Source organism: Acidipropionibacterium timonense, from assembly GCF_900605005.1.
Taxonomy (GTDB): Bacteria; Actinomycetota; Actinomycetes; order Propionibacteriales; family Propionibacteriaceae; genus Cutibacterium; species Cutibacterium timonense.
In genome coordinates this window covers 2,659,771-2,685,364 of sequence record NZ_LR027558.1, presented here as the reverse complement: position 1 = coordinate 2,685,364, position 25,594 = coordinate 2,659,771, and the positions used below count along the sequence as shown (strand labels likewise).

Here is a 25,594-nt window from a genome sequence, read left to right as displayed (position 1 = left end):
GACGACATGAGAACGATGAGACATGTGTTGGGCGCCGTCGCCGCGGCCGCCCTGCTCGCCACCGCCTCCGGTCAGGCGGCCGCGGCCGCCCCGACCCCGGGCACCGGTCCGGAGGCCGGGGGAACCACGGTGAGCCTCGAGAACCCCGTCGACGTGAGCTTCCGCCACGTCAGCGTCGGGGGAGGGTTCATGCTGGCCCTCGACTCCCATGGACGCGTCTGGGGCTGGGGCAACAATGCCGCCGGCCAGCTCGGCAACGGCACGCGCAACACCATGCCCACCCGACCCGTCATGGCGACCATGCCCGAGGGCCAGACCTTCTCCCAGGTGGACGCCGGCAAGGACCATGCCCTCGGACTGACGACCTCGGGATCGGTCATGGCCTGGGGCAACAACCACTTCGGCGAGCGCGGTGTCCCCGCCGCCTACAAGGACGGCCTGATCCCGCGTCCGGTGACGACCGTCGGCGGCTCGTCGATCAGTGCCGGTGAACGCCACAGCCTGCTGGCCGGCTCCGACGGTGCCGCCTGGGCCTGGGGCCGTGGTACCAGTGGTGAGCTCGGCCAGGGCATCTCGATGAACCCGAACAACGGGGACTCGCGTGTCCCGCTCAAGGTCGTCGGATCCGACGGCCTGCACGTCAAGCAGGTGAGCGCCGGCCAGGTGCACTCCGTGGCCCTCGACTCGACCGGCTCGGCCTGGGCCTGGGGCTTCAACGACAGCGGTGCCCTCGGTGACGGCACCGCTGCGACCCGCTACTCCGCCACGAAGGTCAAGCAGGGGGACGTGAAGTTCACCCAGATCTCGGCCGGCATGGCGTTCTCCATGGCCGTCTCGACCACCGGTGACCTGTACGGCTGGGGCACCAACTGGCGTGGCCAGCTCGGTGACGGCACCAAGAAGAAGAAGCACGAGGTCCCGGTGCGCGTCGAGGCGCCCGCCGGAGTGACCTTCAGCAAGGTCAGCGCCGGCGATGCCCATACGATCGCGCTGAGCACCACCGGCGAGATCTACGGGTGGGGATGGAACTCCTTCGGCCAGGTCGGCAACGATGCACCCCTGTCGACCAACACCCCCCAGAAGGTCGTGGCCCCCAAGGGCCTCACCTTCACCGATGTCGCCGCCGGTGGCGACTCCAGTGCCGCCGTCGCCTCGGACGGCAGCGTGTACACGTGGGGTCACAACGATGAGGGACAGCTCGGCAACGGCACCATGAAGGACAGCCGTGTCCCGGTCAAGGCCGCCATGCCCACCGTCACCGTGACCAAGGTCTCCTTCGGGGGCGAGGCCGGCACCGACCTGCGCCAGTCCGGGTCGACCCTCTCGGTGGTGACGCCACGGCACGCACCGGGGAAGGTCGACGTCACCGTCGACTGGACCCTCGACGGCGTGGCCCAGAAGCCGGTCGTCCTCGCGGATGGATTCACCTTCGCCGCCGCTCCGACGCCCACGGTCACCCCGACCCCGACACCGACCGACACCCCCACGCACGGCCGGCCGACGCATCCGTCGACCCAGCCGTCGGCCTCCCGCCCGACGACCCTGCCCCGGACGGGCTGCTGACGCCCGCGACCAGGTGCCCCACCGCGCTCACGTGGTGGGGCACCTGGCGTCGGGTCACACCTTGGAAGGACTGTCATGTCACGCTCTCGACTCCTCACCCTCACCCTCGTCATCGCCGCCACCGTGACCTCCGGGTGCTCGACCCCCGCCACCGACACGGGGGGCGCCAGACCCTCCCCCTCGGCGTCCACCACCCGCGCGTCATCCTGCGCCGAGGGCACGCGGGCGACGACCTCCTGGCTCGCCCACCAGCCCGTGGCCGATCCCGGACGTCCCGGTGTCGGGGCCTCGTCGGTCGACGTCCTCATGGCGATGCGTGCCGCGGGCGTCACCGGCCCCCTCACCGACCGCCTGCGCGACGCGGTCGTCGCATCGGTGCCCCGGAGCGTTCCCCTGCACCCGACCTCGGCCGCCACACCCACGAGTTCCCGTTCGTCCGCGCCCGCAGGACATCGGGCGGGCCTGGCAGCCAAGATGGTCCTGGCCCTCGACGGACTCAGCGACATCCATGACGTCGGCGGGGTCGACCTTCCCCGGGTCGTGACGTCGTCGGTACGCCCCTCCGGGATGGTCAGCGGCGGACCGGCTGACGTCCCCGGAACCTTCCCCCAGGCCCTGGCCGTGCTGTCCATGGCGCGCACCCACACCCTGACCTCGCCGTCGGGACGCCGGGCCGTCGACTTCCTCCTCCGCCAGCAGTGCCGCCCCGGGTACTTCCACTACCTGCGATCGGACACCTCGGACTGCGATCGCGAGCACGGCCGGGCCGACACCGACTCCACGGCGCTCGCCACCATGGCCCTCGACGCCGCTGCAGCCGAGGGGATGACCTCGGTCACCGCGGCCCGTGACAGGGCGGTGTCCTGGTTGTCGACCCAGCAGGGCAGCGACGGCGGGTTCGCCACCGCGTCCCTGGGAGGGGAGCCCAATGCCAACACGACCGGCCTGTCCGGTGCCGCCCTGGCCCCGCACCGTTCCGAGGCGGCCCGTCGAGCGGCGCAGTGGGTGACCCGATCCACCCTCACGTCGGGTCCGGACGCCGGGGCCGTGCGCTACCAACCGTCCATGGCCACCGACATCCCGGACGGGAACGCCATCGCCGAGCCGTACCGTCAGACCACCTTGTTGGCGACCGTCCAGGCGGTCATGGCCCTGGCGCCGACGAACCCGGCGGCCTACGGCAGGTCGGGTTCCTGCAAGGTGTCCTGACCGGCCGGTCGGGGGAGGGCTCGCCCCGACTCGGGTGTTCTCGTCCCGGGGTGAGGACGTCAGGAAAATCCCCTGAGCGCGACATTGTTCCCCTCCAGGGGAGGAATCCCGCGCTGGCGGGGATTTCACGACACCACCCCCATCATGATGACCATCCGCCACGTGTCCGCGAGCTCTCCCGTCCACGTCTGCCGCACACGACACGAGGGCCCGCGCACCGGAGTCCCCTCCGATTCGCGGGCCCTCGTTCGGGCCTGGACGACGTCCTCAGGACGCCGTGATGACGACGTGCCGCTTGGGCTCGACCCCCTCGGACTCGCTGACGAGACCGGCGGAGGCGACGACATCGTGGACGATCTTGCGCTCGAACGGGTTCATCGGCGACAGGTGAACCGGCTCGCCGGACTCCTTGACCGACTGGACGGCCTCGGTCGCCAGGATGACGAGCTCCTTGCGGCGGTTCTCGCGGTACCCGGCGACGTCGAGCATGAGCCGCGATCGGCGTCCGGTCTCGGTCATGACGGCCAGCCGGGCCAGCTCCTGGAGGGCGTCGAGCACCTGGCCGTCGGACCCGACGAGGGTCGTCGACTCGGTGACGATGGAGACGTGCGCCCGCCCGTTCTCCACGTAGGTGTCGATGTCGCCGTCGAGGTCGGCGATGTCGAGCAGTTCCTCGAGGTAGTCGGCGGCGATGTCGCCCTCCTCCTCGAGCGGGTTCTCGGACTCGCGGGCGTCCTCGGCCTCGACCGAGTCGTCCTGGGGCTCCTCGGGCGAGGTCGAGGTGGTGTCCTCATCGAGCTCGCGGATGTCGTCGTTCATGGATGGGATTCCTTCGTCGAATCGGCCGTGCCGTCCGACACGGACCGAGGGGTGGTCGACCCGGCCCGTCGTCGTCGAGGAGGGGCCGGGGCGGGGGATCAGTTCTTGCGCTGGGAGCGGGTCTGGCGAGCGGGCTGCTGGCGTCGGACGACCTGCTTGGCGGCTCCGCTGGAGTCCTTGCGCACGGTCTGGCGTGCCACTCCCTGACGAGCCACCATGGGCTTGGAATTCGGGTCGTCGGGGTCGACGACGGGGGAGGGGGTCGCCGTGACGACCTTGCGCCGGCGCTTCTCACGACGCTGCCGCTCGAGCTCGTCGGGATCCTTGCCCTTGGCGCGCATCCGCTCCTGCCAGTCGATGTAGGCCGGAGTGTTCGGCGTCGGGTTGTTGCGGATGAGGATCTCCTGCTGACCCAGGGTCCACAGGTTCGACGTCGCCCAGTAGATCATGACGCCGATGGGGAAGCTCACGCCCGTGAAGAGGTACATGAGCGGGAAGAGGTAGATCATCATCTTCTGCTGCTGGGCCATCGGCCCGGTGAGCGACTCCGGCGGCATGTTCTTGCGCATGAGCTGGAGCTGCGTGTAGAAGAGCGTCGCCACCATGATGACGATGAGGACGAGGGCGACGACCTGGGTGCCACCGAACCCGTTGTTCATCGGCAGGAAGCGTCCGGCCAGCTCGGCCCCGAAGATCCGGGCGTGCTGCAGGGACGCGACGGCGTCCGGATCGGTGACGAAGAAGTGGCCCCGGGCGATGCCACGGGAGGCTCCGTCGAGAACCCGGAAGAGGGCCAGGAAGATCGGCATCTGGAGCAGCACCGGCAGGCAGGAGGCAGCCGGGTTGACCCCCTCCTCCTTGTAGAGGTTCATCATCTCCTGGCCGGCGCGCTCCCGGTCATCGCCGTACTTGTCCTGGATCGCCTTGACCTTGGGCTGGATGAGCTGCATCGAGCGGGCGGAATTGATCTGCTTGACGAACAGCGGGATGAGCAGGACGCGGATGAAGACGGTCAGGGTGATGATGGCCAGGGTCCAGGTCCAACCGGAGTCGGCGCCGAAGATCGGGGCCCACATGGCCCGGAAGAGGACGACGAGGCCGGACACGGCCCAGTACAGGGGAAGCATGATGGCATGCCCCATGGCCTTGAGGGCACTGCCCAGGCCGAGCATGACCAGCGGGTTGAGCATCAGTTCTCACCTCGTGAGTCGGTGGACGTGTCCTCGTCCGTGAGCGGGAGGCCCACGGAGGTCGGACGCTCCCCGAGCCGGTGGGCGCGGGGGTGGTCGTGGGGGAGGACGGCGTCGGCGACGACGTCGTCATGGAGGTGCGGCGAGCGGGTCGCGGTGTAGGTCGTCACCCATCCGGGCTTGACGCACTCGGGGTGACGACGTTCCCAGTCCGTGGCCTCGGGGGTCCCCGGGACCGGGTCGTAGCCGCCGGACGACCAGGGATGGCAGCGCAGGATGCGCCAGACGATCATCGGCGTGGCGCGCCACAGACCGTGCACCTGGAGGGCACGCAGGCCGAAGGCCGAGCACGAGGGCTCGAACTTGCACACCGGTCCGTAGAGGGGCGAGATGAGGGCCCGCCAGGCGCGGACGAAGGCGATGGCCAGCCAGGTCGCCGGACGGAATCGTCGACCTGCGGCGACGTCGTCACGAGTCCCGCGGGTCGACACGGCCGGCATCGTCAGCTCCCCGGTCATGGCCTGGTCCTCGCCACCACAGGGGAGGTCGTCGGGGCACCGACGTCGCCGCGACGCTCGAGCTTGCCGAGGGCCTGGCTCCAGGCCGACTGCAGATCGGAGGCGAGGCGATCGGGTTCGTCGGCGGCAGCCGGCAGGGCCCGCACGACGACGAGGGTCCCCTCGCTGAGATCGGGCAGCAGGGGCCGGACCAGGTGGCGCAGTCGGCGTTCGACGCGGTTGCGGGTCACCGAGTTGCCGACGGCCTTGGACACGACGAAACCGACCCGCGGCGTCATGCCGGGGTCGGAAGTCACGACCGGTCCGTCACCCATGACGTCCGAACCGGTGGTCGGCGCGGGGATCACCCCTGTGGAAAACCCTGGGGACATCCTCGTCTCATCGGCCGTGCTGCTCGGGACGAGAAGGCGTCCGGCATGGACGACGAGCGTCGGACGCCCGGCCCGGACACCACCGCGGATCGCGGTGCGGAAGTCTCCGGACCGGTGCATGCGCGACCGGGCTGGGAGCACCGCGGGATCAGGCCGACAGCTTGGCGCGACCCTTGCGGCGGCGGGCCGCCAAGATGGCGCGACCGGCTCGCGAGCTCATGCGATTGCGGAAGCCGTGGTTGCGGGCACGGCGACGGTTGCTGGGCTGGAAAGTGCGCTTCACGGGGATGTTCTCCCTTGTGTCTTGGGGATCACCCGGGGGAACGAGGTCTTCGCTCCCGATGTCCGGGGCGCCCGGCTGGGCGCAGGGGAAGGGCGTCGCTGCTGGGCAGTGACTGGTCAACACTACGCGGCCGAAGCGCTCCGGGGCAAACCGGATCGACCGCAATGGGACACCCCATCGAATGACACCGATGTAGTCCACCCGACACGCCGTGGACCGGCCGAATTGATCGGCGAATCCGCTTGCGGGTCGCCCCCTGCCTTGACTACGGTCATGTCCTCAGAGGGCGAATGTGCCGCTAGCATGTCTGTGGACAACGTTGTGGACAACGTGCCACACCGGCGGAGTCCGATGGACGACGCCGGAACGGGAACGGCCGACGAGAACACCGACGGGAACGGGGTGGTGGGATGAGCGACTCCTTCGCCACCCCCGGCGACTCCCGCGCCGACCCTCCCGTTCCCACCATCCATCCGGACGCCGTCCTGCCCCCTCCGATGAGTTCCCAGGACCCCGTCGACCCCACCGCTGCCCTCGTCACCGCATGGAAGGGCATCGTCAAGAAGGTCTCCCCGGCCAATCGCGCCTGGCTCACCAACAGCGCCCCCGTGACGATGCACGGCTCGACCGCCATGATCGCGGTCCACAACGAGTTCGCACGCGACCGCATCGAGTCGAAGATGCGCAGTGAGCTCGAGGATCTCCTGTCCGACGAGTTCCACCGGCCCATCCACCTGGCCATCACCATCGACCCCGACCTCGAACTGGCCCTCGGTGCCCCGGACCGACCCGAGGAGGAGGAGGTCGCCCCGGCCCAGTTCGTCCCCCGGGTCACCGTGGGCGGTCCCAGCCCGCGCGTCACCCCCGCCCCGCAGGCCGCCGAGGACGACGGCGTCGCCCGGCTCAACCCCAAGTACACCTTCGACTCCTTCGTCATCGGTGCCTCGAACCGGTTCGCCCACGCCGCGGCCGTCGCCGTCGCCGAGGCCCCCGGCAAGTCGTACAACCCGCTCATGATCTACGGCGGCTCGGGGCTGGGCAAGACCCACCTCCTCCACGCCATCGGGTCCTACGTGTCGAGCTACTACGACAAGGTGCGCGTCAAGTACGTGTCCACCGAGGAGCTCACCAACGACTTCATCAACGCCATCGGGACGAACCAGACCTCCCAGTTCCGGCGGGCCTACCGTGATGTCGACGTCCTGCTCGTCGACGACATCCAGTTCCTGGAGTCGAAGATCCAGACCCAGGAGGAGTTCTTCCACACCTTCAACACCCTGCACAACGCCCAGAAGCAGATCGTCATGACCTCCGACCGGCCACCCAAGCTGCTCGAGGCGCTGGAGCCACGACTGCGCAGCAGGTTCGAGTGGGGTCTGCTCACCGACATCCAGCCACCCGACCTGGAGACCCGCATCGCCATCCTGCGCCGAAAGGTGCAGGCCGAACGACTCACCGTCGGACCGGACGTCCTCGAGTTCATCGCCAGCCGCATCCAGACGAACATCCGTGAGCTCGAGGGGGCCCTCATCCGGGTCACCGCCTTCGCCAGCCTCAACCGGCAACAGGTCGACATGGCCCTGGCCGAGATCGTCCTGCGCGACCTCATTCCCGACGGCGGCGAGGCGCCGGTGACGGCCGACCGGATCATCACCGAGACCGCGACCTACTTCGGGATCTCCCGGGAGGACCTCCTGGGCACCTCGCGCACCCAGACCCTCGTCACGGCCCGCCAGATCGCCATGTACCTGTGCCGGGAGCTCACCGACCTGTCGCTGCCGAAGATCGGGGCGGAGTTCGGTGGCAAGGACCACACGACGGTCATGCATGCCGACCGCAAGATCCGGGCACTCATGGGGGAGCGGCGCCAGATCTTCAACCAGGTGACCGAGCTCACCAACCGCATCAAGCAGTTCTGACCCCGGGAGCGCTCGGCCGGCCGTGAGCGCCGGCAGCCTACGACGTCGCGCACGCCGACCCTCCCCCGAGTGGCCCTCACCGAGCACCCTCGCGCGCCGGCTGTGTCAGGAAATCACCGTGAGCGAGACATTGTTCCCCTGAGGGGGAGCAAACCTCCGCTGACGGGACTTCCGCGACATCGGCCTGCGCGCACCACCGCCCAGACACCCCACCTGGACCGGATCCCACGCCGCACGAGGATCCCCAGGGGCTGTGGACGACGAGGGGACGACCGGTGGACGAGGACCCACAACCGCCCCGGATCCACAGGGTCCGGCCCACGACCCACGCTGCGCCCACCACGGCATCCACACCCCCGGATCCGTTCCGACAAGGACAAGGAGCGTCTTTCCACAGGATCCACAGGAGTGATGATGATGAAGGAGTGACAGACATCCATGGGTGTTCCAAGAAGCTGGGTGTGGATCTGGGGATGGCCCGGGTCGTCCCCAACCCTTGACCTTCCCCTCATGGTCCTCACCGGACCGGTGCCACGGTCTCTCGACGTCGATATGATCACTGTGCAGGCACCGTGGGGTGCACCACCGACGACACCCGAAGAGGGGACGCACGTGAAGATCCGGCTCGAACGCGACGTCATGGCCGAAGCTGTCGCCTGGGCGGCGCGCAGTCTGCCCAGCCGACCCACCGTGCCCATCCTGGCCGGCCTGCTAGTGCGCGCCGAGGGCAACGGCGTGACGATGTCGGGCTCGGACAACGAGACGACCGCCCAGATCTCCCTTCCGGCGCAGGTCGACGAGCCGGGGCAGGCCCTCGTCTCGGGCAAGCTGCTGGCCGACATCGCCCGGTCGCTGCCCGACAAGCCCGTCGACATCACCGCTGATCCGACGAAGATGGAGCTCGTCTGCGGATCGGTCCGGTTCACCCTCCAGGGTCTGCCGGTCGAGGAGTACCCGGCCCTGCCCGAGATGCCCGCCGCCACGGGAACCATCGCCGCCGACGTCTTCGCCAAGGCCGTCTCCCAGGTCGTCGTCGCCGCCGGCCGCGACGAGCTGCTGCCGGTCTTCACCGGCGTGCGCGTGGAGATCGAGGGCGAGACCCTCTCGCTGCTCGCCACCGACCGGTACCGGATGGCCCTCAAGGAGATCACCTGGAGCCCGGCGGCCACCGACCTCGAGGCCACCGCCCTCGTGCCGGCCAAGGTGCTCAACGAGACCGCCAGGTCCATGACCTCGGGGGAGCACGTGACGATCAACCTGTCCTCCGGGGCGACCGGGGACGGCCTCGTCGGTTTCGAGGGGGACGGCGCCCACGGGGCCCGTCGGATGACGACCCGCCTGCTCGACGGGGAGTTCCCCAAGGTGCGTCACCTCATGGACATCAAGGCCACCCGGTCGGTGCGGGTGCGCACCGACGAGCTCGTCGCCGCCGTGCGTCGCGTCGCCCTCGTCGCCGAACGCAACACCCCGCTGCGCATGGTCATCGGTGACGACTCCATCGCCCTGTCGGCGGCCACCGGCGACCAGGCCCAGGCCTCCGAGGCCATCGAGGCGGTCGTGACGAACCACGTCGACGGCGACCCGACGATCACCGCCGCCGGGTTCAACCCGCACTACCTGTCGGACGCCCTCGGTGCCCTGGACACCCCCTACGTCCACTTCTCCTTCACCGCCCCCGGCAAGCCCTGCCTCGTCGTGGGCCTCAACGAGCTCGACGGTGAGGTGGAGCACGACTACAAGCACGTCATCATGCTCATGAGGCTGCCGAGCTGACGCGAGCCCCCACATCACCGCAGATCGACGAGGCACCCTCCGGGGTGCCTCGTCGTCTCGTCGCAGCGGTTGTCAGACTGGATCCATGAAGACGATCGACGAGGTCCTGTCCGCCGTCGACGCGGCATTCGACGCCATCGGTGCGCCGTCGTGGCCCGACCCGCACCCCGACCGGACCGTGCTCGAGGAGGAGTACAGCCGCGTCACCGACCCGCAGCGCTACCGGGCGCTCACCCTGCGACTGGACGCCTGGCGTGAGGTGCTCGGCGGGGCCGGCGTCACCGTGGAGACCCTCGGGAGCCAGCCGCGTCGGGAACGATGGACGAGCGAGCTGCCCGGCACCCTCGCGGTGGAGGTGAGCATCGTCGACATCGACCAGGTTCCCGTCGTGGGCCTGTCGGTCGGCGGCGACCCCTTCGACGTCGTCCCGGACTGCGCGTGCGACGCCTGCGACAGCGGCTCGGCCGACCTCCTGGGGGTGCTCGACGCCGACCTGGCCTCCCTCGTCGAGGGTGACCTCGTCGTGGCCCGGGGGGCCGAGGGGCAGTTCGAGCTCGTCGGGCGAGGTGAGGGGTGGAGCCTCATCGGTGACCTCACCGCCGAGCCGGCCGAGGTCGTCGACGCCATCCGATCCGGGGACGACCCGCATCTTCCTGCCGGCACGACCGTTCTCCACGGTTCCCCCTGGCTGCCGTAGACCTGGTTGCCGTCGACGCCCCGGACGCGACCTGCCGGTCACCGGTCGCGCCGTGGTGGGCGTCCTCCGCAGGCCCGTGAGGCCATCCGGGACGGCGTCCGCCAGTAGGCTTGGACGCCGGAGCCGGACCGCTCCGGCCCGGGCCCCCGGGGCCCACGAGCACGTCGAGGAGGTGGCCGGTGTACGTCGAGGACCTCAACCTGGTCGACTTCCGCTCCTACGTGCGCGCGCAGATCGCCATGGACCCGGGGGTGACGACGTTCGTCGGCTCCAACGGGCAGGGCAAGACGAACCTCGTCGAGGCCGTGGAGTACCTGTCGACGTTGGGGTCGCACCGGGTGACCAGTGACACCCCGCTGGTGCGTCTGGGGGCCACCCAGGCCGTCGTGAGGGGCAAGGTGCGGGCGGGCACCGACGACGCCCGGGCCCTGCTCATCGAGGTCGAGATCAACCCGGGACGGGCCAACCGGGCCCGCATCAATCGGGCGCCGGTGGCCCGCTCCCGCGACGTCCTTGGCGTGTTGCGCACCGTCGTCTTCAGTCCCGGTGACCTCGACGTCGTCCGTGGGGACCCATCGGACCGGCGTACCTTCCTCGATTCCCTCCTGGTGACCAGGTGGCCGCGGATGGCCGGGGTGCGTGCCGACTACGACCGCGTCCTCAAGCAGCGCAACGCCCTGCTCAAGTCGCTCGCCGGGCGGGGAGCCGGGGCCGGGGCCCTGGCCGGCGAGACCCTGGAGATCTGGGACGCCCAGCTGGCCACCGTCGGTGCCGAACTCCTCTCGGCCCGTCTCGACACGCTCAGCCTGCTCATGCCGTCGGCCAGCCGCGCCTACGGCCGCATCGCCCCGGTCAACGACGTCACCACCGCCGACTACCGGTCGACGATCGACCTCGACGGCCTGTGGACGGCGCCGACCCCCGAGGGTGGGTCGTCACAGGTGGACCGGGCCGGCCTGGCCGAGCGTTTCCATGACGCCCTGGCCGCCCGACGCCGTGACGAACTGGTGCGCGGCGTCACCCTCGTCGGACCGCAACGTGACGACGTCGTCCTGCACATCGGGCCGATGCCGGCCAAGGGCTACGCCTCGCACGGGGAGTCGTGGTCGCTGGCCCTGGCGCTGCGGTTGGCGTCCTTCGAGCTGCTGCGGGCCGACGGGATCGAGCCGGTCCTCGTCCTCGACGACGTCTTCGCCGAACTCGACGCGACCCGTCGCTCCCGGCTCGCCGAGTCGGTCGTCGACGCCGACCAGGTGCTCGTCACCGCCGCGGTCGCCGGCGATGTCCCGGCGATGCTCCGCGGACGGCGGTTCGACGTCGGTGGAGGTCAGGTCGTGGCCCATGAGGAGGTGTCCGGCGATGGGTGAGGATCCGCTCGAGCAGCCCAGCCCCGAGGACCGCGAGGTCGCCGCCGAGCACGACGTCGACGGCACCGAGCTGGCCCGCATCATCGCCCGGGCGTCGCGCGGTGAGCCCGCCGGTACCCGACGGCGACGGTGGGACGACGTCGAGCTTCCCGCACCCCGTGGGGTCGGCGGGACGCCGCGGCGGTCCCGACGCCGTCAGGGTGCCGCGTGGTCGGGTCCGGGGGCCGACCGGCGTGACCCCATGCTCCTGGGGCAGGCCTTCGACCGGTTGGTCGCCAGCCGAGGGTGGGGCAAGCAGGTGAGCCTGCGGATGGTTCTCGTGCGCTGGCCTGAGCTGGTCGGCGTCACCAATGCGGAGCACTCGAGGCCGGTGACCTACCGTGAGGGTGTCCTCACGGTGCGTACCGACGCGACGGTGTGGGCCACGAGCCTGCGCACCATCGCCCCCCAACTCGTCGCCGAACTCAACCGTCGACTCGGCGACGGAACCGTGACGAGGATCGTCATCGAGGGACCGAGCGCCCCGAGCTGGAAGCACGGGCCGAGGTCGGTTCCCGGAAGGGGGCCCCGGGACACCTACGGGTGAGGTCGGGCCCTGCCCCGTCGCGGGCTCGTCCATCGACGTTGAGCGGTGCTGGCGGCCCCAGGCGGGACGTGGTGAGATCGACCCATGCGCTCTCTCACCGGACACGTCCAGCACTACGCCTGGGGATCGACCGATGCCATCCCGGCGATCCTCGGGGCCCGGCCCGACGGGACGCCGTGGGCCGAGTACTGGCTGGGGGCGCACCGGTCCGCGCCGTCGACCCTCGAGGGTGACGGCGACCTCGACGCGTGGCTCAGCCGTCATCCCGCCGAGCTCGGTGAGGCGTCCCGGACCGCGTTCGGCGACCGACTGTCCTACCTGCTCAAGATCCTCTCGGCCGACCAGGCGTTGAGCATCCAGGCCCACCCCTCCCGCGACCAGGCGCAGGCCGGGTTCGCCGCCGAGAACGAGGCCGGGATCGCGCTGGACGCCCCCGAACGGATCTTCCGGGACGACTGGCCCAAGCCCGAGATGATCGTCGCCCTCACCCCCTTCGACGCCCTCTGTGGATTCCGCGACGTCCCCACGAGCCTCGAGCTCCTGGCCGGCCTGGGGCCGGTCGAGGGTCTGGACGAGCTCCTGGCGCCGCTGCGCACCGGGACCCCGCAGGCCGGTCTGGCCCGGGTGCTCACCGCGTGCCTCAAGCCGAGTGAGACGCAGCGCCGGGTCATCGCCGAACTCGTCGAGACCTGCCGAGCCCGGGTCGAGGAGAACCCGGTGGCCCGCACGGCCGTCGATCTCGACCGGGACCACCCCGGTGACCCGTCGATCCTGGCCGCCCTGCTCATGAACCGGGTGAGCCTGGTTCCCGGTCAGTGCCTCCAGCTGTCGGCCGGCACGATGCACGCCTACCTGCGTGGCACCGGCATCGAGATCATGGCCAGCTCCGACAACGTCCTGCGCGGTGGCCTCACCGGCAAGCACATCGACGTCGACGCCCTGCTGGCGCTGGCCGACCTGTCGCCGCAGGCCGTCGTCGGGCAGGATCCGCAGCGGCTGGCCGGGGGGGTCGACGCCTACCGCACGGTGTTCCCCGAGTTCGGTCTGTGGCGGTTGGCCGGGCCGGTCGACGCCGACCTGCCGGCGTCGGACCTGGGTCGGATCGTCCTGGTCGTCGAGGGCTCCCTCACCCTGGCCACCACGACGCTCACGGCCGGACGGGCGGTGTGGGTCGCGGCGGGAGAGTGTGTGCACGTCCGTGGGGACGGGCTGGGGTTCGTCGCCGCCCCCGGGGTGGGGTGAGCTCCGCCATTCGTCCTGTGAGCCGACCGACCCCGCCTCCCGTGCCCCGAGTCCGGGACCGGGGTCGAGGGACCACAAGGCCGGTTCACGGCCCTCCTGAGCCGGGTCGATCCGTCGGGGCCGGCCTCGGACGACGGTGCTGACCGGTTTGCGTGGGCCGCTTGCGGTAGAGTGTGACCGTTCGCCACCAGGGCCGTCACCACCGTGCACGGACCCGGGAGGCGTCGGGCCCGTCCGGACCCGACCCGACCACACAGGAGCGCATTGCCCGTGAGCCAGCCCTCGACACCCGAAACGTCGCCCGCCCAGCAGGCCGAGTCGACCCCGACCGACGACCTGCTCGTGGACACCACGACCGAGTCGAGCCAGGGGGCCGAGGACCTCACCCCATCGGTCATCGACGGCGTCCCCGAGGCCGTCGAGGGGGCCTACGACGCCGGCCAGATCACCGTGCTCGAGGGTCTCGAGGCCGTCCGCAAGCGCCCGGGCATGTACATCGGCTCGACCGGTGAGCGGGGCCTGCACCACCTCGTCTACGAGATCGTCGACAACTCCGTCGACGAGTCCCTCGCCGGCTACTGCGACACCATCGGCGTCGAACTGCTCGAGGACGGCTGGTGCCGGGTCAGCGACAACGGCCGCGGCATCCCCGTCAAGGAGCACCCCACCGAGCACATCCCCACCGTCACCCTCGTCCTCACCGTCCTCCACGCCGGCGGCAAGTTCGGCAACGGCGGCTACAAGGTCTCCGGCGGTCTGCACGGCGTGGGGTCCTCGGTCGTCAACGCCCTGGCCAGCCACTTCGTCGTCGAGGTGCGCCGCGACGGGCACCGGTGGCGGCAGTCCTTCACCCTGGGCGACCCGGACGCCCCGCTCGAGATGCTCGAGGAGACCGAGGAGACCGGCACGACGATCTCGTTCCAACCCTCCCCGGAGATCTTCGACACCACCGTCTTCGACTACGAGACCCTGGCCACCCGGTTCCGCGAGATGGCCTTCCTCAACAAGGGCCTGCGCCTCAGTCTCACCGACCTGCGTGACGGTCACGTCGACGAGGACGGCAACCCGCTGCACGACGAGTTCCACTACGCCGACGGCCTCAAGGACTACGTCAAGTTCCTCACCGGCTCCAAGGACGTCATCAACCCCACCGTCATCTCCCTGGAGGCCCACAAGCCCGAGGAGGGCATGGGCCTGGAGATCGCCATGCAGTGGAACACGTCCTACGCCACGAGCGTCCACACCTTCGCCAACACCATCAACACCATCGAGGGCGGCACCCACGAGGAGGGCTTCCGGGCCGCGCTCACGAGCACCGTCAACCGGTGGGGCGAGACCTGGGGCATGATCAAGAAGCGCGAGGACCGCGTCTCGGGCGACGACATCCGTGAGGGCCTCACCGCCATCGTCTCCATCAAGCTCACCGAGCCGCAGTTCGAGGGCCAAACGAAGACCAAGCTCGGCAACACCGAGGCCCGCTCCTTCGTCCAGAAGGTCCTCTACGAGAAGCTCTCCGACTGGTTCGAGGAGAACCCCAAGGAGGGCAAGCTCATCGTCGGCAAGTCGCAGGCCGCCGCCCAGGCCCGCGTCGCCGCCCGCAAGGCCCGCGACATGGCCCGCAACCGCAAGGGGCTGCTCGGCTCGACATCCCTGCCCGGCAAGCTCAAGGACTGCTCCTCGACCGATCCTCGCGAGTGCGAGATCTTCATCGTCGAGGGCGACTCGGCCGGCGGCTCGGCCTCCCAGGGCCGCGACCCGCGGATCCAGGCGATCCTGCCCCTGCGCGGCAAGATCCTCAATGTCGAGAAGGCCCGGCTCGACCGCGCCCTCAACTCCGACACCATCGAGTCGATCATCAACGCCCTGGGCACCGGCGTCCACGAGGAGTTCGACCTCGACAAGCTGCGCTACCACAAGATCATCCTCATGGCGGACGCCGACGTCGACGGTGCGCACATCCGCACCCTCCTGCTCACCCTGCTCTTCCGGTTCATGAGGCCGGTCATCGAGGCCGGCCACGTCTACCTGGCCCAGCCGCCGCTGTTCCGGCTGCGCTGGACGAACTCCCCCCACGAGCTGGCCTACTCCGACGAGGAGCGCGACGCCCTGCGCGACGACGGCCTGGCCCACGGCAAGAAGCTGCCCCAGGTCAACCCCATCCAGCGGTACAAGGGTCTGGGCGAGATGGACGCCAAGGACCTGTGGGACACGACGATGGACCCCGACAAGCGCCTCCTGCTCCAGGTCACCCTCGAGGACGCCTCGATGGCCGACCAGATGTTCTCGATCCTCATGGGTGAGGACGTCGAGCAGCGACGCCACTTCATCCAGCGCAACGCCAAGGACGTCCGCTTCCTCGACATCTGAGGACCACGCGCCCTGGCGCGGCCGACGATCCCCCAGACCCCCAATGACAAGGACCCTTCATGGCTGACGACGAGACTCCCGACGAGCAGACCCAGGCTGACGACCAAGGCCTGGTGACCGGCCGTCACGTGGGGATCCAGCCCGTCGAGATCCGCGACGAGATCCAGAACGCCTATCTCGACTACGCCATGAGCGTCATCGTCGGGCGCGCCCTGCCCGACGTGCGCGACGGCCTCAAACCCGTCCACCGGCGAGTCATCTACGCCATGTACGACGGCGGCTACCGGCCCGACCGTGGCTGGAACAAGTGCTCGCGCGTCGTCGGCGACGTCATGGGCAAGTACCACCCGCACGGCGACTCGGCCATCTACGACACCCTCGTGCGTCTGGCCCAGCCCTGGGCCATGCGGTACAAGCTCGTCCAGGGTCAGGGCAATTTCGGTTCCCAGGGCAACGACGGCGCCGCCGCCATGCGGTACACCGAGTGCAAGATGGCGCCGCTGGCCATGGAGATGGTCCGCGACATCGACCAGGAGACCGTCGACTTCCAGCCCAACTACGACAACAAGGAGACCGAGCCGGTCGTCCTGCCCGCCCGGTTCCCCAACCTCCTCGTCAACGGGTCCTCGGGCATCGCCGTCGGCATGGCGACGAACATCCCCACCCACAACCTGCGTGAGGTCAACGAGGCCGTGCAGTGGGCCCTGGCCCATCCCGAGGCCGACAAGGCCGAGCTCCTCGAGGCCGCCATGGAGCGGATCAAGGGGCCGGACTTCCCCGGTGGGGCGCTCATCGTCGGACGCCAGGGCATCGAGGACGCCTACCGCACCGGTCGTGGATCGGTGACGATGCGTGCCGTCATCGACATGGAGGAGGACAAGGACGGGCGGCAGTGCCTCGTCGTCACGCAGTTGCCGTACATGTGCAACCCGGACAACCTGGCCCTCAAGATCGCCGACCTCGTCAACTCGGGCCGGATCACCGGCATCGCCAACATCCGCGACGACTCCTCGGCCCGTACCGGCCAGCGTCTGGTCATCGTCCTCAAGCGGGACGCCCAGCCGCGGGTCGTCATGAACAACCTCTACAAGCACACGGCCCTGCAGGACACCTTCGGCTGCAACATGCTGGCCCTGGTCGACAACGTCCCGCGGACCCTGCGACTGGACCAGTTCATCACCTTCTGGATCGACCACCAGATGGAGGTCATCCGCCGGCGCACCGAGTACCGCCTGGCCCAGGCCGAGAAGGACGCCCACATCCAGCGGGCCCTCGTCAAGGCCCTCGACATGCTCGACGAGGTCATCGCCCTCATCCGCCGCTCCCCGAACACCGAGGAGGCGAGCATCGGGCTGCAGAACCTCCTCGAGATCGACGAGATCCAGGCCCGGGCGATCCTCGACATGCAGCTGCGGCGTCTGGCGGCCCTCGAACGGCAGAAGATCATCGACAAGCTGGCCGAGCTCGAGCGGCTCATCGCCGACTACAAGGACATCCTCGCCAACGAGTCGCGTCAGCGTCAGATCATCAGCACCGAGCTGGCCGAGATCGTCGAGAAGTACGGGGACGAGCGTCGCACCCGGATCATCGCCGCCGACGGGGACTTCTCCGAGGAGGATTTCATCCCCGACGAGGACGTCGTCGTCACCATCACCCGGGGCGGCTACGCCAAGCGCACGAGGACCGACCTCTACCGCGTCCAGAAGCGCGGCGGCAAGGGGGTCCGCGGGGCCAGCCTGCGCGCCGACGACGAGGTGGCGCAGCTGTTCACGACGACGAACCACCAGTGGATCCTCTTCTTCACCAACATGGGCCGGGTGTACCGCACCAAGGTGTGGCAGCTGCCCGAGGCCGGTCGTGACGCCAAGGGCGGCCACGTCGCCGGGTTGCTGAGCTTCCTGCCCGAGGAGCACATCACCCGGGTCATGACCCTGCGCTCCTACGAGGACGCCGAGTACCTCCTGCTGGCCACCCGGGCCGGTCTGGTCAAGAAGACCGCCCTGTCGGCCTACGACTCGTCGCGTCAGGCCGGGGTCATCGCCATCAACTTCCGCACCGAGGACGACGAGCTCATCGGTGCCGAGCTGTGCTCGGCCCGCGACGACGTCCTGCTCATCAGCCGCAAGGGCCAGGCGATCCGGTTCGGGGCGGACGACGAGCAGCTGCGGCCCATGGGTCGGGCGACCTCGGGGGTCACCGGGATGAAGTTCCGCGAGGGGGACGAGCTGCTGTCGATGTCGATCATCGGCGCCGACATGCCCGAGGACGACCGGTTCGTCTTCACGGTGACCGACGGTGGCTTCGCCAAGCGCACCGCGGTCTCCGAGTACCGGCGCCAAGGGCGCGGCGGCCTGGGCATCAAGGCCATGGCCCTCAACGAGGAGCGCGGCTCCCTGGTCGGCGGGCTCGTCGTCCAGGAGTCCGACGAGGTCATCGCCATCAAGACCTCCGGGCAGATCACCCGATCGCAGGTGGCCGAGGTACCCGTCAAGGGACGTTCCACCATGGGCGTCAAGTTCGTCTCGGTCCGCGGGGACGACGCCGTCTCGATCATCGCCCTCAACCCCGAGCGGGACGAGGAGGACGTCGACGAGTCGGACGGCACACCGCAGGGCGGCCCGTCGGAGCTGGACGCAGACGGTAGCGTGGGGCAGGACCACGACGGCGACGGACTGTCCGGGGACGAGGCGCAGGGCGTCGAGTCGGCCGGGACCGATCCCGTGACCCTGGAGGACGATGGTGAGTGACGACAACGCGCAGGTGAGCCCGGCGGCCGGCAAGGACGACCCCGAGGCCACCCACTGGACGGCGGCGGACGCCGGTCGTGCCTTCGGCGGGGAGGCCACGGACACCCCTTCCGGGTCGGCCGAGTCGGATCGGGGCGTGTCGGCCCCGGAGCCGGACCACGGCGACACGGGCGCGAGGACGGGTCACTCGGTGCCCCGGCCCGCCGACGGCCGCCGTGGTGAGGTGACCGAGGTCAAGCGGGCCGACGCCGCCGCCAGGCCGGCGCCGCGGCGACCTTCCCATCGCACCCGCAAGGCGCGGCTCAGAGTGACGCGGATCGACCCGTGGTCGGTCATGAAGACCGCGCTGCTCTTCGGGGTGGCCGGGGCCATCATCTTCTTCGTCGCGACATGGATCGTCTGGGGCGTCATCGGGGCCTCCGGGGCCTTCGACTCGATCAACAAGGCCGTCAACGACCTCATCGCCTCCCCGACGTCGACGACGAAGTTCCAGCTGTCCGACTACGTCAACACCGGACGGGTACTGGGTCTGACCGCCATCATCGGGGTCATCGACGCCGTGCTCTTCACCGCCCTGTCGGTGCTCTTCGCCTTCCTCTACAACCTCGCCGCCCAGGTCATGGGTGGTCTGGAGCTCACCCTGGCCGAGGACTGAGTTCTCCTGTTCGCAGCTGGGAGCGGCGTCCGGTGGGGCGCCGCTCCCGTCGCATGTGGGGTCGTCCTGTGTGGGGTGGCCGGGCCCGTGCTCAGTCGGCCCGGACGGTCTCGTAGACGGCCCGCACGGCCTGCGCGGAGGCCTGGAGATGTTCGCGCTCCCAGTCGTCCAGGGAGATCTCCAGGTGCCTCTCGACGCCATGGGCGCCGACGACCGCCGGCAGGGACAGGGACACCTCTCCGTGGAAGCCCAGGATGCCGTCGGCCACGGTGCACACCGGGTGGATCGAGTGCTGGTCGAGCATCATGGCGCGGGCCAGGCTCACGGCGGCCCGAGAGATCCCCGACGACGTCCACCCCTTGCCCTCGAGGACGTCGAAGGCCGACTGGACGACCGCCTGGCGCACCGTCTCGGGCTCGAAGGGCTCGAAGCCCAGGGTGGCCGAGGCCTCGGTCAGGGTGAGGCCGCCGATCGAGGCGTGCGACAGGTACGGGAAGGCCGTGGCCCCGTGCTCGCCGAGTATGAAGGCCTGGACCGAGTCGGGGGAGACGCCTGCCCGGTCGGCGATGTGCCGACGCAGTCGGGCCGAGTCGAGGGAGGTGCCGGTGCCGACGACGAGGTTCGTCGGGTAGTCGAACTCGGTCGCGGCGATGTGGACGTTGACGTCGAGCGGGTTGGTGATGAGGATGACCGGCGCGGTGTGGGTGTACCGGCTGATGCCGCCCATGACCTCGCGGATGACCTTCGAGTTGACCTCGGCCAGCGCATTGCGGGAGTCGTGGCCACCGCCGTAGCTCTCCGGCAGGATCGAGGGGCCAGCGGCGACGATGATGACGTCGGCGTCTCGACAGGCGGTGTAGTCCGCGGCCGAGACGGTCGTCGTCATCGCGGGTGCGACGCCGGTCGCCTGGTGGTTGTCGAGGGCCTGGCCGTCGCGGACCTTCTCGTCGCAGTCGATGAGGGAGATGCGCGAGAAGAGACCCAGGGAGGCGGCGTTGGTGACGACGTCGGAGCCGACGTGGCCGATCCCGACGACGACGAGGTGAGGGGCGATTGACATGGTGGTCCTTCCGAGAGTTCGGGTCCATCGTGGCACTCGTCGTGGGGCAGTGGCGCGGCGCGTCCGCGTCGCGGGGCGGACCCGGGCCGATTTGGCGGCGCTCTGCGGGTTGCGCTATCGTTCTTCTTCGCGGCCGGTTCACGGTCACGGTTCGGGCCTATAGCTCAGTCGGTTAGAGCGCCGCCCTGATAAGGCGGAGGTCACTGGTTCAAGTCCAGTTAGGCCCACCGAACACCCCTCCTGCGCGGCGAAGAGCCGGCAGGAGGGGTGTTGTGCGTCCTGGCCCGCTGGTGCGCGGTTGGCGAAGGTCCATGGGGCGAGGCGCGGGGGCCGTGCTCGATCGCCGAGCGTCAGGAGAATCCCCGGAGCGGGCGTTTGTTCCCCTGGAGGGGAAGGTTTGCGACCTCCGGGGATTTTCCGGACACTGACGTCCTGTCATCCCGCCGCGGATGTCGGTACACCTGAGCACCTCGAGGTCGTAGCACGCGTGCTACATTTTGACCATGACTTCCGTCGGACGCGGTGAGGAAAGCCTGACTCAGCGTGAAATGCGCAACGAGTCGGGCCGTGTGCTACGTGAGGTCGCAGGGGGTCATTCGTTCATCGTCACCAACGCGGGGATCCCGGTCGGGCGTCTCGTTCCGCTCGATCACCCAGTGCCCGGGCTGCAGATCTCGCGTCCGTCCAGACGTGCAGGGGGCTGGAGCGAGCTCGCGAAGCGTCGAGTTCGCGCAGGTGCCGCGTTGGATGAAGTTCTGGACGAGCTGGGCGAGGATCGGCTGTGACTGGCCAGAGGGTCTACGTCGACACCTCGGCACTGGCCGCCCTCATCATCGACCAGCCGCACAGCGAGGCGCTTGCGCTGTGGCTTGACCGAGCCGACATCGAACCAGTGTCGAGTGATCTTCTCGAGACCGAGCTTCGGCGCGTGGCCATGAGGGAAGGCGTCGACCAAGGGTTCGTGAGCGAGGTGCTCGATCACGTGTCGCTCGCGGTCCTCGACCGGGCCGCCTTTCGGGCTGCAGGGTTGCTGCCGATGCCTCACCTGAGAACCCTTGATGCGTTACACCTCGAGGCGGCGCTGCGGCTCGAGGTTGATGCCATCCTCACCTACGACCATCGGCTCGCGGAGGCGGCGGCCGTAGTCGGGCTCCAGGTGATCGCGCCGCGGTGAGGCCCGCCATGTCTGACGATCGGCGTCCGCCAGACTTGCCGGGCGTTCCCCGAGAATGGCCTCATGCCAGTAGGCACGTCACCCCGGCATTTCGCGGCCGGGATGGTTACCCTCATCGCTCCCACCTGATGGTGTATCCGGCCAGGCCGTTGACAGCGAGTTCATATTTCACGCCATCGAGGGTTGCCATACTGAAACCATCTTTGATTGTCAGGGTCTTGCCGGGCTTGAGCGACTTGATGGCGTCCAGACCGAACGAGGAGATCTCCCCATCGGATACCTCGAGAACCCCGTCGTACTCCGTTCCCTGCTTCGAGTTCGACGCATGCGACAGTGCGACGTTCCCGTCGACGAACGAGTCGGCGACGTTCTTCACGCGTACGGGGAAGTACACGTTGACTGGGCCGAGCGGCCGATTGTCGGGAGTGGTCGCGTTCTTGCTCGGCTTGAACGTGACCGGGAGACCGACGGTGATCTCGTACTTGACATCGCCGAATCGAGTGCCGCGCTCGTATCTTGCTGTCTGGCCGAACTTGCAGGTGTAGTCCGTCATGCTGATGTCGCAGATTTTCGGATCCTTCGTGTCCTCAGCGCTTGTGGACGCGTCGCTGCTTGCCGCCGTGCAGGCGGTGAACAGCATTGGGAGAAGCATGGCGGCGGCGATTCTGAGTCGAGCCTGCATGAGAATCCTCCTGATGTGAGTCGGCGAGCACACGTCCGCGCGATCACTTCGGATCAGGCGTTCACACTGTCGTCGGGCGCGCGAGCCACGTAGGCCTGTGAATAGTCTAGGCATGACGTGTGTTACGAGATCCGTGCTCGACCGCCGAGCGTCAGGAGAATCCCCGGAGCGAGCGTTTGTTCCCCTGGAGGGGAAGGTTTGCGGGCTCCGGGGATTTTCCGCACGTCCCTGGCTCGAGTCGGGTCGCGTCAGCGCCGCCCCGACCTCGCCAAGGCGGCCGCACGCTCGAACTCCTCGCCGACCGATGCCTCCGGGGCTCGGGTGAGCAGCGACACGACCACCGCGACGACGAGGTTGACGACGAATCCGGGCAGGATCTCGTAGAGGGTGAAGATGCCGCCGCGGGTCTGACCGAGGTGGTGCCAGACGAAGACCGTCGTCGCGCCGAGGAACATCCCGGCGGCCGCCCCGGCGGCAGTGAGCCGACGCCACCACAGCGTGAGCAAGGTGGTCGGACCGAATCCGGCGCCGAACCCGGCCCACGCGAAGGCCACCAGCCCGAGGATGGTGTCGGAGCGCTGCACCGCCAGCGCCGTGGCGACGACGGCCACGACGAGGACGCCGGCCCGACCCAGCCACACCCCCTGACGCGGCGACAGGCTGCGATGGGTGATGCCGCGGTAGACGTCCTCGACGAGCGCGGAGCTCGTGACGATGAGCTGGCTCGAGATCGTCGACATGATGGCCGCGAGGATCGCCGCCAGGAGGAAACCGGCGACGAAGGGGTGGAAGAGCAGCTGTCCCAGCGCGATGAACACCCCCTCGGGATTGGGCAGGGCGTGCTCGTCGTGGTGGTACACCGCCACCCCGACCAGCGCCGTGACCATCGCCCCCAGACACGACAGGAGCATCCAGCCGATGCCGATGCGTCGCGCCTTGGCCGCCTCGGCCGGCGAGGACAGCGCCATGAGCCGCACGAGGATGTGCGGCTGACCGAAGTACCCCAGCCCCCACACGACCGCCGAGACGATCCCCAGGCTCGTCGTCCCGGTCAAGAGGTGCAGCAGGTTCGGGTCGACGTCGTGGATCTGCGCCACCATCGCCGACCACCCTCCGACATGGGCGATCCCGACCGCCGGCAGGACGATGAGGGCCAGGAGCATCATCGTGCCCTGGACGACGTCGGTCCAGGAGACCCCGAGGAAGCCGCCGACGAGCGAGTACGCGACCGTCACGGCGGCGACCGTGAGCATCCCCCAGAGGTAGCGCACCCCGAAGCTCGACTCGAAGAAGGTGCCGCCGGCGACCATGCCGGAGGAGACGTAGAAGGTGAAGAAGACGAGGATGATCGCCCCGGCGATGATGCGCAGGATGTTGGAGCGGTCGTGGAGCCTATTGCTGAAGAAGCTCGGCAGGGTGATGGCGTCCCCGGCCACCTCGGTGTAGCTGCGCAGCCGCGGGGCGACGATCTTCCAGTTCGTCCACGCACCCACCGTCAGGCCGATGGCGATCCACGCCTGGGCCAGCCCCGACAGGTAGATGGCCCCGGGCAGGCCCATGAGGAGCCATCCGGACATGTCCGCAGCACCGGCGGACAGCGCCGAGGTGACGGCCGGCAATCGGCGTCCGCCCAACATGTAGTCATCGAGGTCGCTGGTCTGGCGGTGCCCCCAGAAACCGATGACGACCATGGCGACCAGGTAGACGACGATGGCTGCGGCCTGCCACTGGGTCGGACTCATGGGCACTCCTGGCTGAGGGACGGTGAGTGCACCCTATCGGGTGCCACGTCGTCAAGCCCGCGCCGCGCGATCTGGTCGCTGCGTGGAAATCATCGCCGAAAGCCGTACTATCCGCGGGTAGTCGTCACTGGGACGACCGAGGGAGGTTTCCACATGCGGCACACGCTGATGCGGGGACGAACGTGGGTGATGGCCGCCATGGCCCTCCTGCTGTCGATCCTCAGCCTGCTCCCTGCAGGACTCACCCGGGCCTGGGCGGATGACTCGGTCAAGGGCAAGACGTTCGTCATCGCCACAGACACGACCTTCGCGCCGTTCGAGTATCGCGATTCGTCGGGGAACATGACCGGGATCGACATGGATCTGCTGCGTGAGATCGCCAAGCGCGAGGGATTCACGGTGCAGATCAAGTCGATCGGTTTCGATGCCGCCCTCCAGGCGGTGCAGTCGAGGCAGGCGGACGGCGTCATCGCGGGAATGTCGATCACCGATGCCCGCAAACAGATCTTCGACTTCTCCGCTCCGTACTTCGACTCGGGGGTGCAGATGGCCGTCAAGAGCGATTCGACCATCAAGAGCTATGCCGATCTCAAGGGAAAGACGGTCGTGGCGAAGACCGGCGCCGAGGGCCTGTCCTTCGCGCAGTCCATCGCGGGCAAGTACGGTTTCACCGTGAAGGCGCTCGACAAGGCCGACACCATGTATTCGGAGGTGCAGACGGGAAACGCTGCCGCAGTCTTCGATGACTACCCGGTTCTGGCCTATGGCATCGCCCAGGGCAACGGTCTCAAGGTCGTCACCCCCAAGGAGCAGGGGGCGTCCTACGGGTTCGCCGTCCTCAAGGGGCAGAACGCCGCCCTCCTGTCCGCCTTCAATGCCGGGCTGGCGGCGATGAAGTCCGACGGCAGCTACCAGGCGACCCTCGACAAGTACCTCAAGGCCCCTGACACCCAGTCCACCGCCAAGCAGTCGTTCTGGGGTCTGCTCGTCGAGAGTTTCCCGGCTCTCATGAAGGGCCTGGCGATGACCTTGGCCGCCACCGCGTTGAGCCTCTTCTTCGCCTCTGTCCTCGGCATCGCCTTCGGTTTCTGCAAGGTGTCGGGGGTGAGGATTCTCCAGATCCTCGCCGCGATCTACGTCGACATCTTCCGCGGCACGCCAATTCTCGTCCAGGCGTTCTTCTTCTACTTCGGGCTGCCCGCGGCGACCGGGGTGAAGATGGGGGTCTTCACGGCCGGCGTCCTCACCCTCTCCCTCAACGCTGGCGCCTACATGACCGAGATCGTCCGCGGCGGCATCCGGTCGGTCGACCCGGGACAGATGGAGGCGTCCCGGTCCTTGGGTCTCACGTGGTTGCAGTCGATGCGGCGGGTCATCGTCCCCCAGGCCATCAAGATCGCCACCCCGTCGGTCATCAACCAGTTCGTCATCAGCCTCAAGGACACCTCGCTGTTGGCCGTCCTCGGCTTCGCCGAACTCACCTATCAGGGCCAGCAGATCATCGCTCGGAACTTCAAGTCGTTCCAGATCTGGCTCATGGTCGGCGCGATCTACTTCATCGTCATCTTCGCGCTGACGAAACTGTCCAATTCCATCGACCGCAGGTTCAACAAGTGAGTGGAGATGAGGT

The 25,594-nt window shown here is 68.9% G+C and carries 22 protein-coding genes and 1 tRNA gene; 15 read left to right on the top strand and 8 right to left on the bottom strand.

Annotated features, from left to right (window positions below; translation table 11 throughout):
• The first annotated feature begins 6 nt into the window (after window positions 1–6).
• Both E0E30_RS12600 and E0E30_RS12595 read left to right on the top strand, forming a co-directional pair.
• Window positions 7–1,563 (top strand): RCC1 domain-containing protein, encoded by a 1,557-nt coding sequence (locus E0E30_RS12600; protein ID WP_130866566.1) that lies wholly within the window; start codon window positions 7–9, stop codon window positions 1,561–1,563.
• 75 nt (window positions 1,564–1,638) lie between these two features.
• Window positions 1,639–2,772, top strand: coding sequence for a prenyltransferase/squalene oxidase repeat-containing protein (locus tag E0E30_RS12595; protein WP_130866565.1), 1,134 nt, complete (start codon window positions 1,639–1,641; stop codon window positions 2,770–2,772).
• A 267-nt stretch (window positions 2,773–3,039) separates the two neighbouring features.
• On the opposite strand, the gene E0E30_RS12590 is transcribed toward E0E30_RS12595, so the two are convergent.
• The 5 genes from E0E30_RS12590 to rpmH all read right to left on the bottom strand — a co-directional run bounded on the left by E0E30_RS12590 (window position 3,040) and on the right by rpmH (window position 5,953).
• Entirely contained in the window at window positions 3,040–3,600 is a 561-nt protein-coding gene (locus E0E30_RS12590; protein ID WP_459348735.1) for a Jag family protein, read from the bottom strand.
• A gap of 89 nt (window positions 3,601–3,689) precedes the next feature.
• Entirely contained in the window at window positions 3,690–4,781 is a 1,092-nt protein-coding gene (gene yidC / locus E0E30_RS12585; RefSeq protein ID WP_130866563.1) for a membrane protein insertase YidC, read from the bottom strand.
• Window positions 4,781–5,287, bottom strand: a complete 507-nt coding sequence (gene yidD, locus E0E30_RS13830) for a membrane protein insertion efficiency factor YidD (protein ID WP_411914032.1) — start codon at window positions 5,285–5,287, stop codon at window positions 4,781–4,783. The genes yidC and yidD overlap by 1 nt, the downstream gene beginning before the upstream one ends.
• Window positions 5,288–5,295: 8 nt before the next feature.
• Window positions 5,296–5,811: a ribonuclease P protein component gene (gene rnpA, locus E0E30_RS12575; RefSeq protein ID WP_130866562.1), complete on the bottom strand. Its 516-nt coding sequence runs from the start codon at window positions 5,809–5,811 to the stop codon at window positions 5,296–5,298.
• 7 nt (window positions 5,812–5,818) lie between these two features.
• Entirely contained in the window at window positions 5,819–5,953 is a 135-nt protein-coding gene (gene rpmH / locus E0E30_RS12570; protein WP_130866561.1) for a 50S ribosomal protein L34, read from the bottom strand.
• Between the two features lie 410 nt (window positions 5,954–6,363).
• On the opposite strand from rpmH, the gene dnaA reads away from it, so the two are divergent.
• From dnaA to E0E30_RS12525, 9 genes are all read left to right on the top strand, one after another.
• Complete coding sequence (gene dnaA / locus E0E30_RS12565; RefSeq protein WP_130866560.1) at window positions 6,364–7,872, top strand: chromosomal replication initiator protein DnaA; 1,509 nt, start codon at window positions 6,364–6,366, stop codon at window positions 7,870–7,872.
• A 612-nt stretch (window positions 7,873–8,484) separates the two neighbouring features.
• Window positions 8,485–9,645, top strand: a complete 1,161-nt coding sequence (dnaN, locus tag E0E30_RS12560) for a DNA polymerase III subunit beta (protein ID WP_130866559.1) — start codon at window positions 8,485–8,487, stop codon at window positions 9,643–9,645.
• Window positions 9,646–9,730: 85 nt separating this feature from the next.
• Entirely contained in the window at window positions 9,731–10,342 is a 612-nt protein-coding gene (locus E0E30_RS12555) for a DUF6226 family protein (protein ID WP_130866558.1), read from the top strand.
• A gap of 239 nt (window positions 10,343–10,581) precedes the next feature.
• Window positions 10,582–11,709, top strand: a complete 1,128-nt coding sequence (gene recF, locus E0E30_RS12550; protein ID WP_245306688.1) for a DNA replication/repair protein RecF — start codon at window positions 10,582–10,584, stop codon at window positions 11,707–11,709.
• Window positions 11,702–12,295, top strand: a complete 594-nt coding sequence (locus tag E0E30_RS12545; protein WP_130866556.1) for a DciA family protein — start codon at window positions 11,702–11,704, stop codon at window positions 12,293–12,295. Before recF ends, E0E30_RS12545 begins: the two co-directional genes overlap by 8 nt.
• A gap of 84 nt (window positions 12,296–12,379) precedes the next feature.
• Entirely contained in the window at window positions 12,380–13,537 is a 1,158-nt protein-coding gene (manA, locus tag E0E30_RS12540; protein ID WP_130866555.1) for a mannose-6-phosphate isomerase, class I, read from the top strand.
• Window positions 13,538–13,807: 270 nt separating this feature from the next.
• Complete coding sequence (gene gyrB, locus E0E30_RS12535) at window positions 13,808–15,904, top strand: DNA topoisomerase (ATP-hydrolyzing) subunit B (RefSeq protein WP_130866554.1); 2,097 nt, start codon at window positions 13,808–13,810, stop codon at window positions 15,902–15,904.
• Window positions 15,905–15,963: 59 nt separating this feature from the next.
• Window positions 15,964–18,651, top strand: a complete 2,688-nt coding sequence (gyrA, locus tag E0E30_RS12530; protein ID WP_130866553.1) for a DNA gyrase subunit A — start codon at window positions 15,964–15,966, stop codon at window positions 18,649–18,651.
• Window positions 18,644–19,306, top strand: a complete 663-nt coding sequence (locus tag E0E30_RS12525) for a DUF3566 domain-containing protein (protein ID WP_245306608.1) — start codon at window positions 18,644–18,646, stop codon at window positions 19,304–19,306. Before gyrA ends, E0E30_RS12525 begins: the two co-directional genes overlap by 8 nt.
• A 91-nt stretch (window positions 19,307–19,397) precedes the next feature.
• Here the strand turns inward: E0E30_RS12525 and E0E30_RS12520 are convergent, their stop codons facing one another.
• Complete coding sequence (locus E0E30_RS12520) at window positions 19,398–20,366, bottom strand: lactate/malate family dehydrogenase (protein ID WP_130866551.1); 969 nt, start codon at window positions 20,364–20,366, stop codon at window positions 19,398–19,400.
• 153 nt (window positions 20,367–20,519) lie between these two features.
• Here E0E30_RS12520 and E0E30_RS12515 point away from each other — a divergent pair.
• From E0E30_RS12515 to E0E30_RS12505, 3 genes are all read left to right on the top strand, one after another.
• Window positions 20,520–20,593 (top strand) — tRNA-Ile (locus E0E30_RS12515).
• A 276-nt stretch (window positions 20,594–20,869) separates the two neighbouring features.
• Complete coding sequence (locus E0E30_RS12510; protein WP_130866550.1) at window positions 20,870–21,151, top strand: type II toxin-antitoxin system Phd/YefM family antitoxin; 282 nt, start codon at window positions 20,870–20,872, stop codon at window positions 21,149–21,151.
• Window positions 21,148–21,540: a type II toxin-antitoxin system VapC family toxin gene (locus E0E30_RS12505; protein ID WP_130866549.1), complete on the top strand. Its 393-nt coding sequence runs from the start codon at window positions 21,148–21,150 to the stop codon at window positions 21,538–21,540. The genes E0E30_RS12510 and E0E30_RS12505 overlap by 4 nt, the downstream gene beginning before the upstream one ends.
• Before the next feature lie 112 nt (window positions 21,541–21,652).
• On the opposite strand, the gene E0E30_RS12500 is transcribed toward E0E30_RS12505, so the two are convergent.
• Together E0E30_RS12500 and putP are read right to left on the bottom strand one after the other, a co-directional pair.
• Window positions 21,653–22,222: a hypothetical protein gene (locus E0E30_RS12500; protein ID WP_130866548.1), complete on the bottom strand. Its 570-nt coding sequence runs from the start codon at window positions 22,220–22,222 to the stop codon at window positions 21,653–21,655.
• A 248-nt stretch (window positions 22,223–22,470) separates the two neighbouring features.
• On the bottom strand, window positions 22,471–23,964 hold the full coding sequence (gene putP / locus E0E30_RS12495) for a sodium/proline symporter PutP (protein WP_130866547.1): 1,494 nt from the start codon (window positions 23,962–23,964) through the stop codon (window positions 22,471–22,473).
• Window positions 23,965–24,117: 153 nt separating this feature from the next.
• Between putP and E0E30_RS12490 the strand changes: the two genes are divergently transcribed.
• Window positions 24,118–25,581 (top strand): amino acid ABC transporter substrate-binding protein/permease, encoded by a 1,464-nt coding sequence (locus tag E0E30_RS12490; RefSeq protein WP_130866546.1) that lies wholly within the window; start codon window positions 24,118–24,120, stop codon window positions 25,579–25,581.
• Window positions 25,582–25,594 lie beyond the last annotated feature (13 nt).

Bases quoted from the DNA above. Each gene is read 5' to 3' on its own strand.
- E0E30_RS12600 (WP_130866566.1), top strand. From the start codon at position 7: ATGAGAACGATGAGACATGTGTTGGGCGCCGTCGCCGCGGCCGCCCTG.
- E0E30_RS12595 (WP_130866565.1), top strand. From the start codon at position 1,639: ATGTCACGCTCTCGACTCCTCACCCTCACCCTCGTCATCGCCGCCACC.
- yidC (WP_130866563.1), bottom strand. From the start codon at position 4,781: ATGCTCAACCCGCTGGTCATGCTCGGCCTGGGCAGTGCCCTCAAGGCC.
- dnaA (WP_130866560.1), top strand. From the start codon at position 6,364: ATGAGCGACTCCTTCGCCACCCCCGGCGACTCCCGCGCCGACCCTCCC.
- E0E30_RS12555 (WP_130866558.1), top strand. From the start codon at position 9,731: ATGAAGACGATCGACGAGGTCCTGTCCGCCGTCGACGCGGCATTCGAC.
- recF (WP_245306688.1), top strand. From the start codon at position 10,582: ATGGACCCGGGGGTGACGACGTTCGTCGGCTCCAACGGGCAGGGCAAG.
- E0E30_RS12545 (WP_130866556.1), top strand. From the start codon at position 11,702: ATGGGTGAGGATCCGCTCGAGCAGCCCAGCCCCGAGGACCGCGAGGTC.
- manA (WP_130866555.1), top strand. From the start codon at position 12,380: ATGCGCTCTCTCACCGGACACGTCCAGCACTACGCCTGGGGATCGACC.
- gyrA (WP_130866553.1), top strand. From the start codon at position 15,964: ATGGCTGACGACGAGACTCCCGACGAGCAGACCCAGGCTGACGACCAA.
- E0E30_RS12520 (WP_130866551.1), bottom strand. From the start codon at position 20,366: ATGTCAATCGCCCCTCACCTCGTCGTCGTCGGGATCGGCCACGTCGGC.
- E0E30_RS12510 (WP_130866550.1), top strand. From the start codon at position 20,870: ATGACTTCCGTCGGACGCGGTGAGGAAAGCCTGACTCAGCGTGAAATG.
- E0E30_RS12500 (WP_130866548.1), bottom strand. From the start codon at position 22,222: ATGCAGGCTCGACTCAGAATCGCCGCCGCCATGCTTCTCCCAATGCTG.
- putP (WP_130866547.1), bottom strand. From the start codon at position 23,964: ATGAGTCCGACCCAGTGGCAGGCCGCAGCCATCGTCGTCTACCTGGTC.
- E0E30_RS12490 (WP_130866546.1), top strand. From the start codon at position 24,118: ATGCGGCACACGCTGATGCGGGGACGAACGTGGGTGATGGCCGCCATG.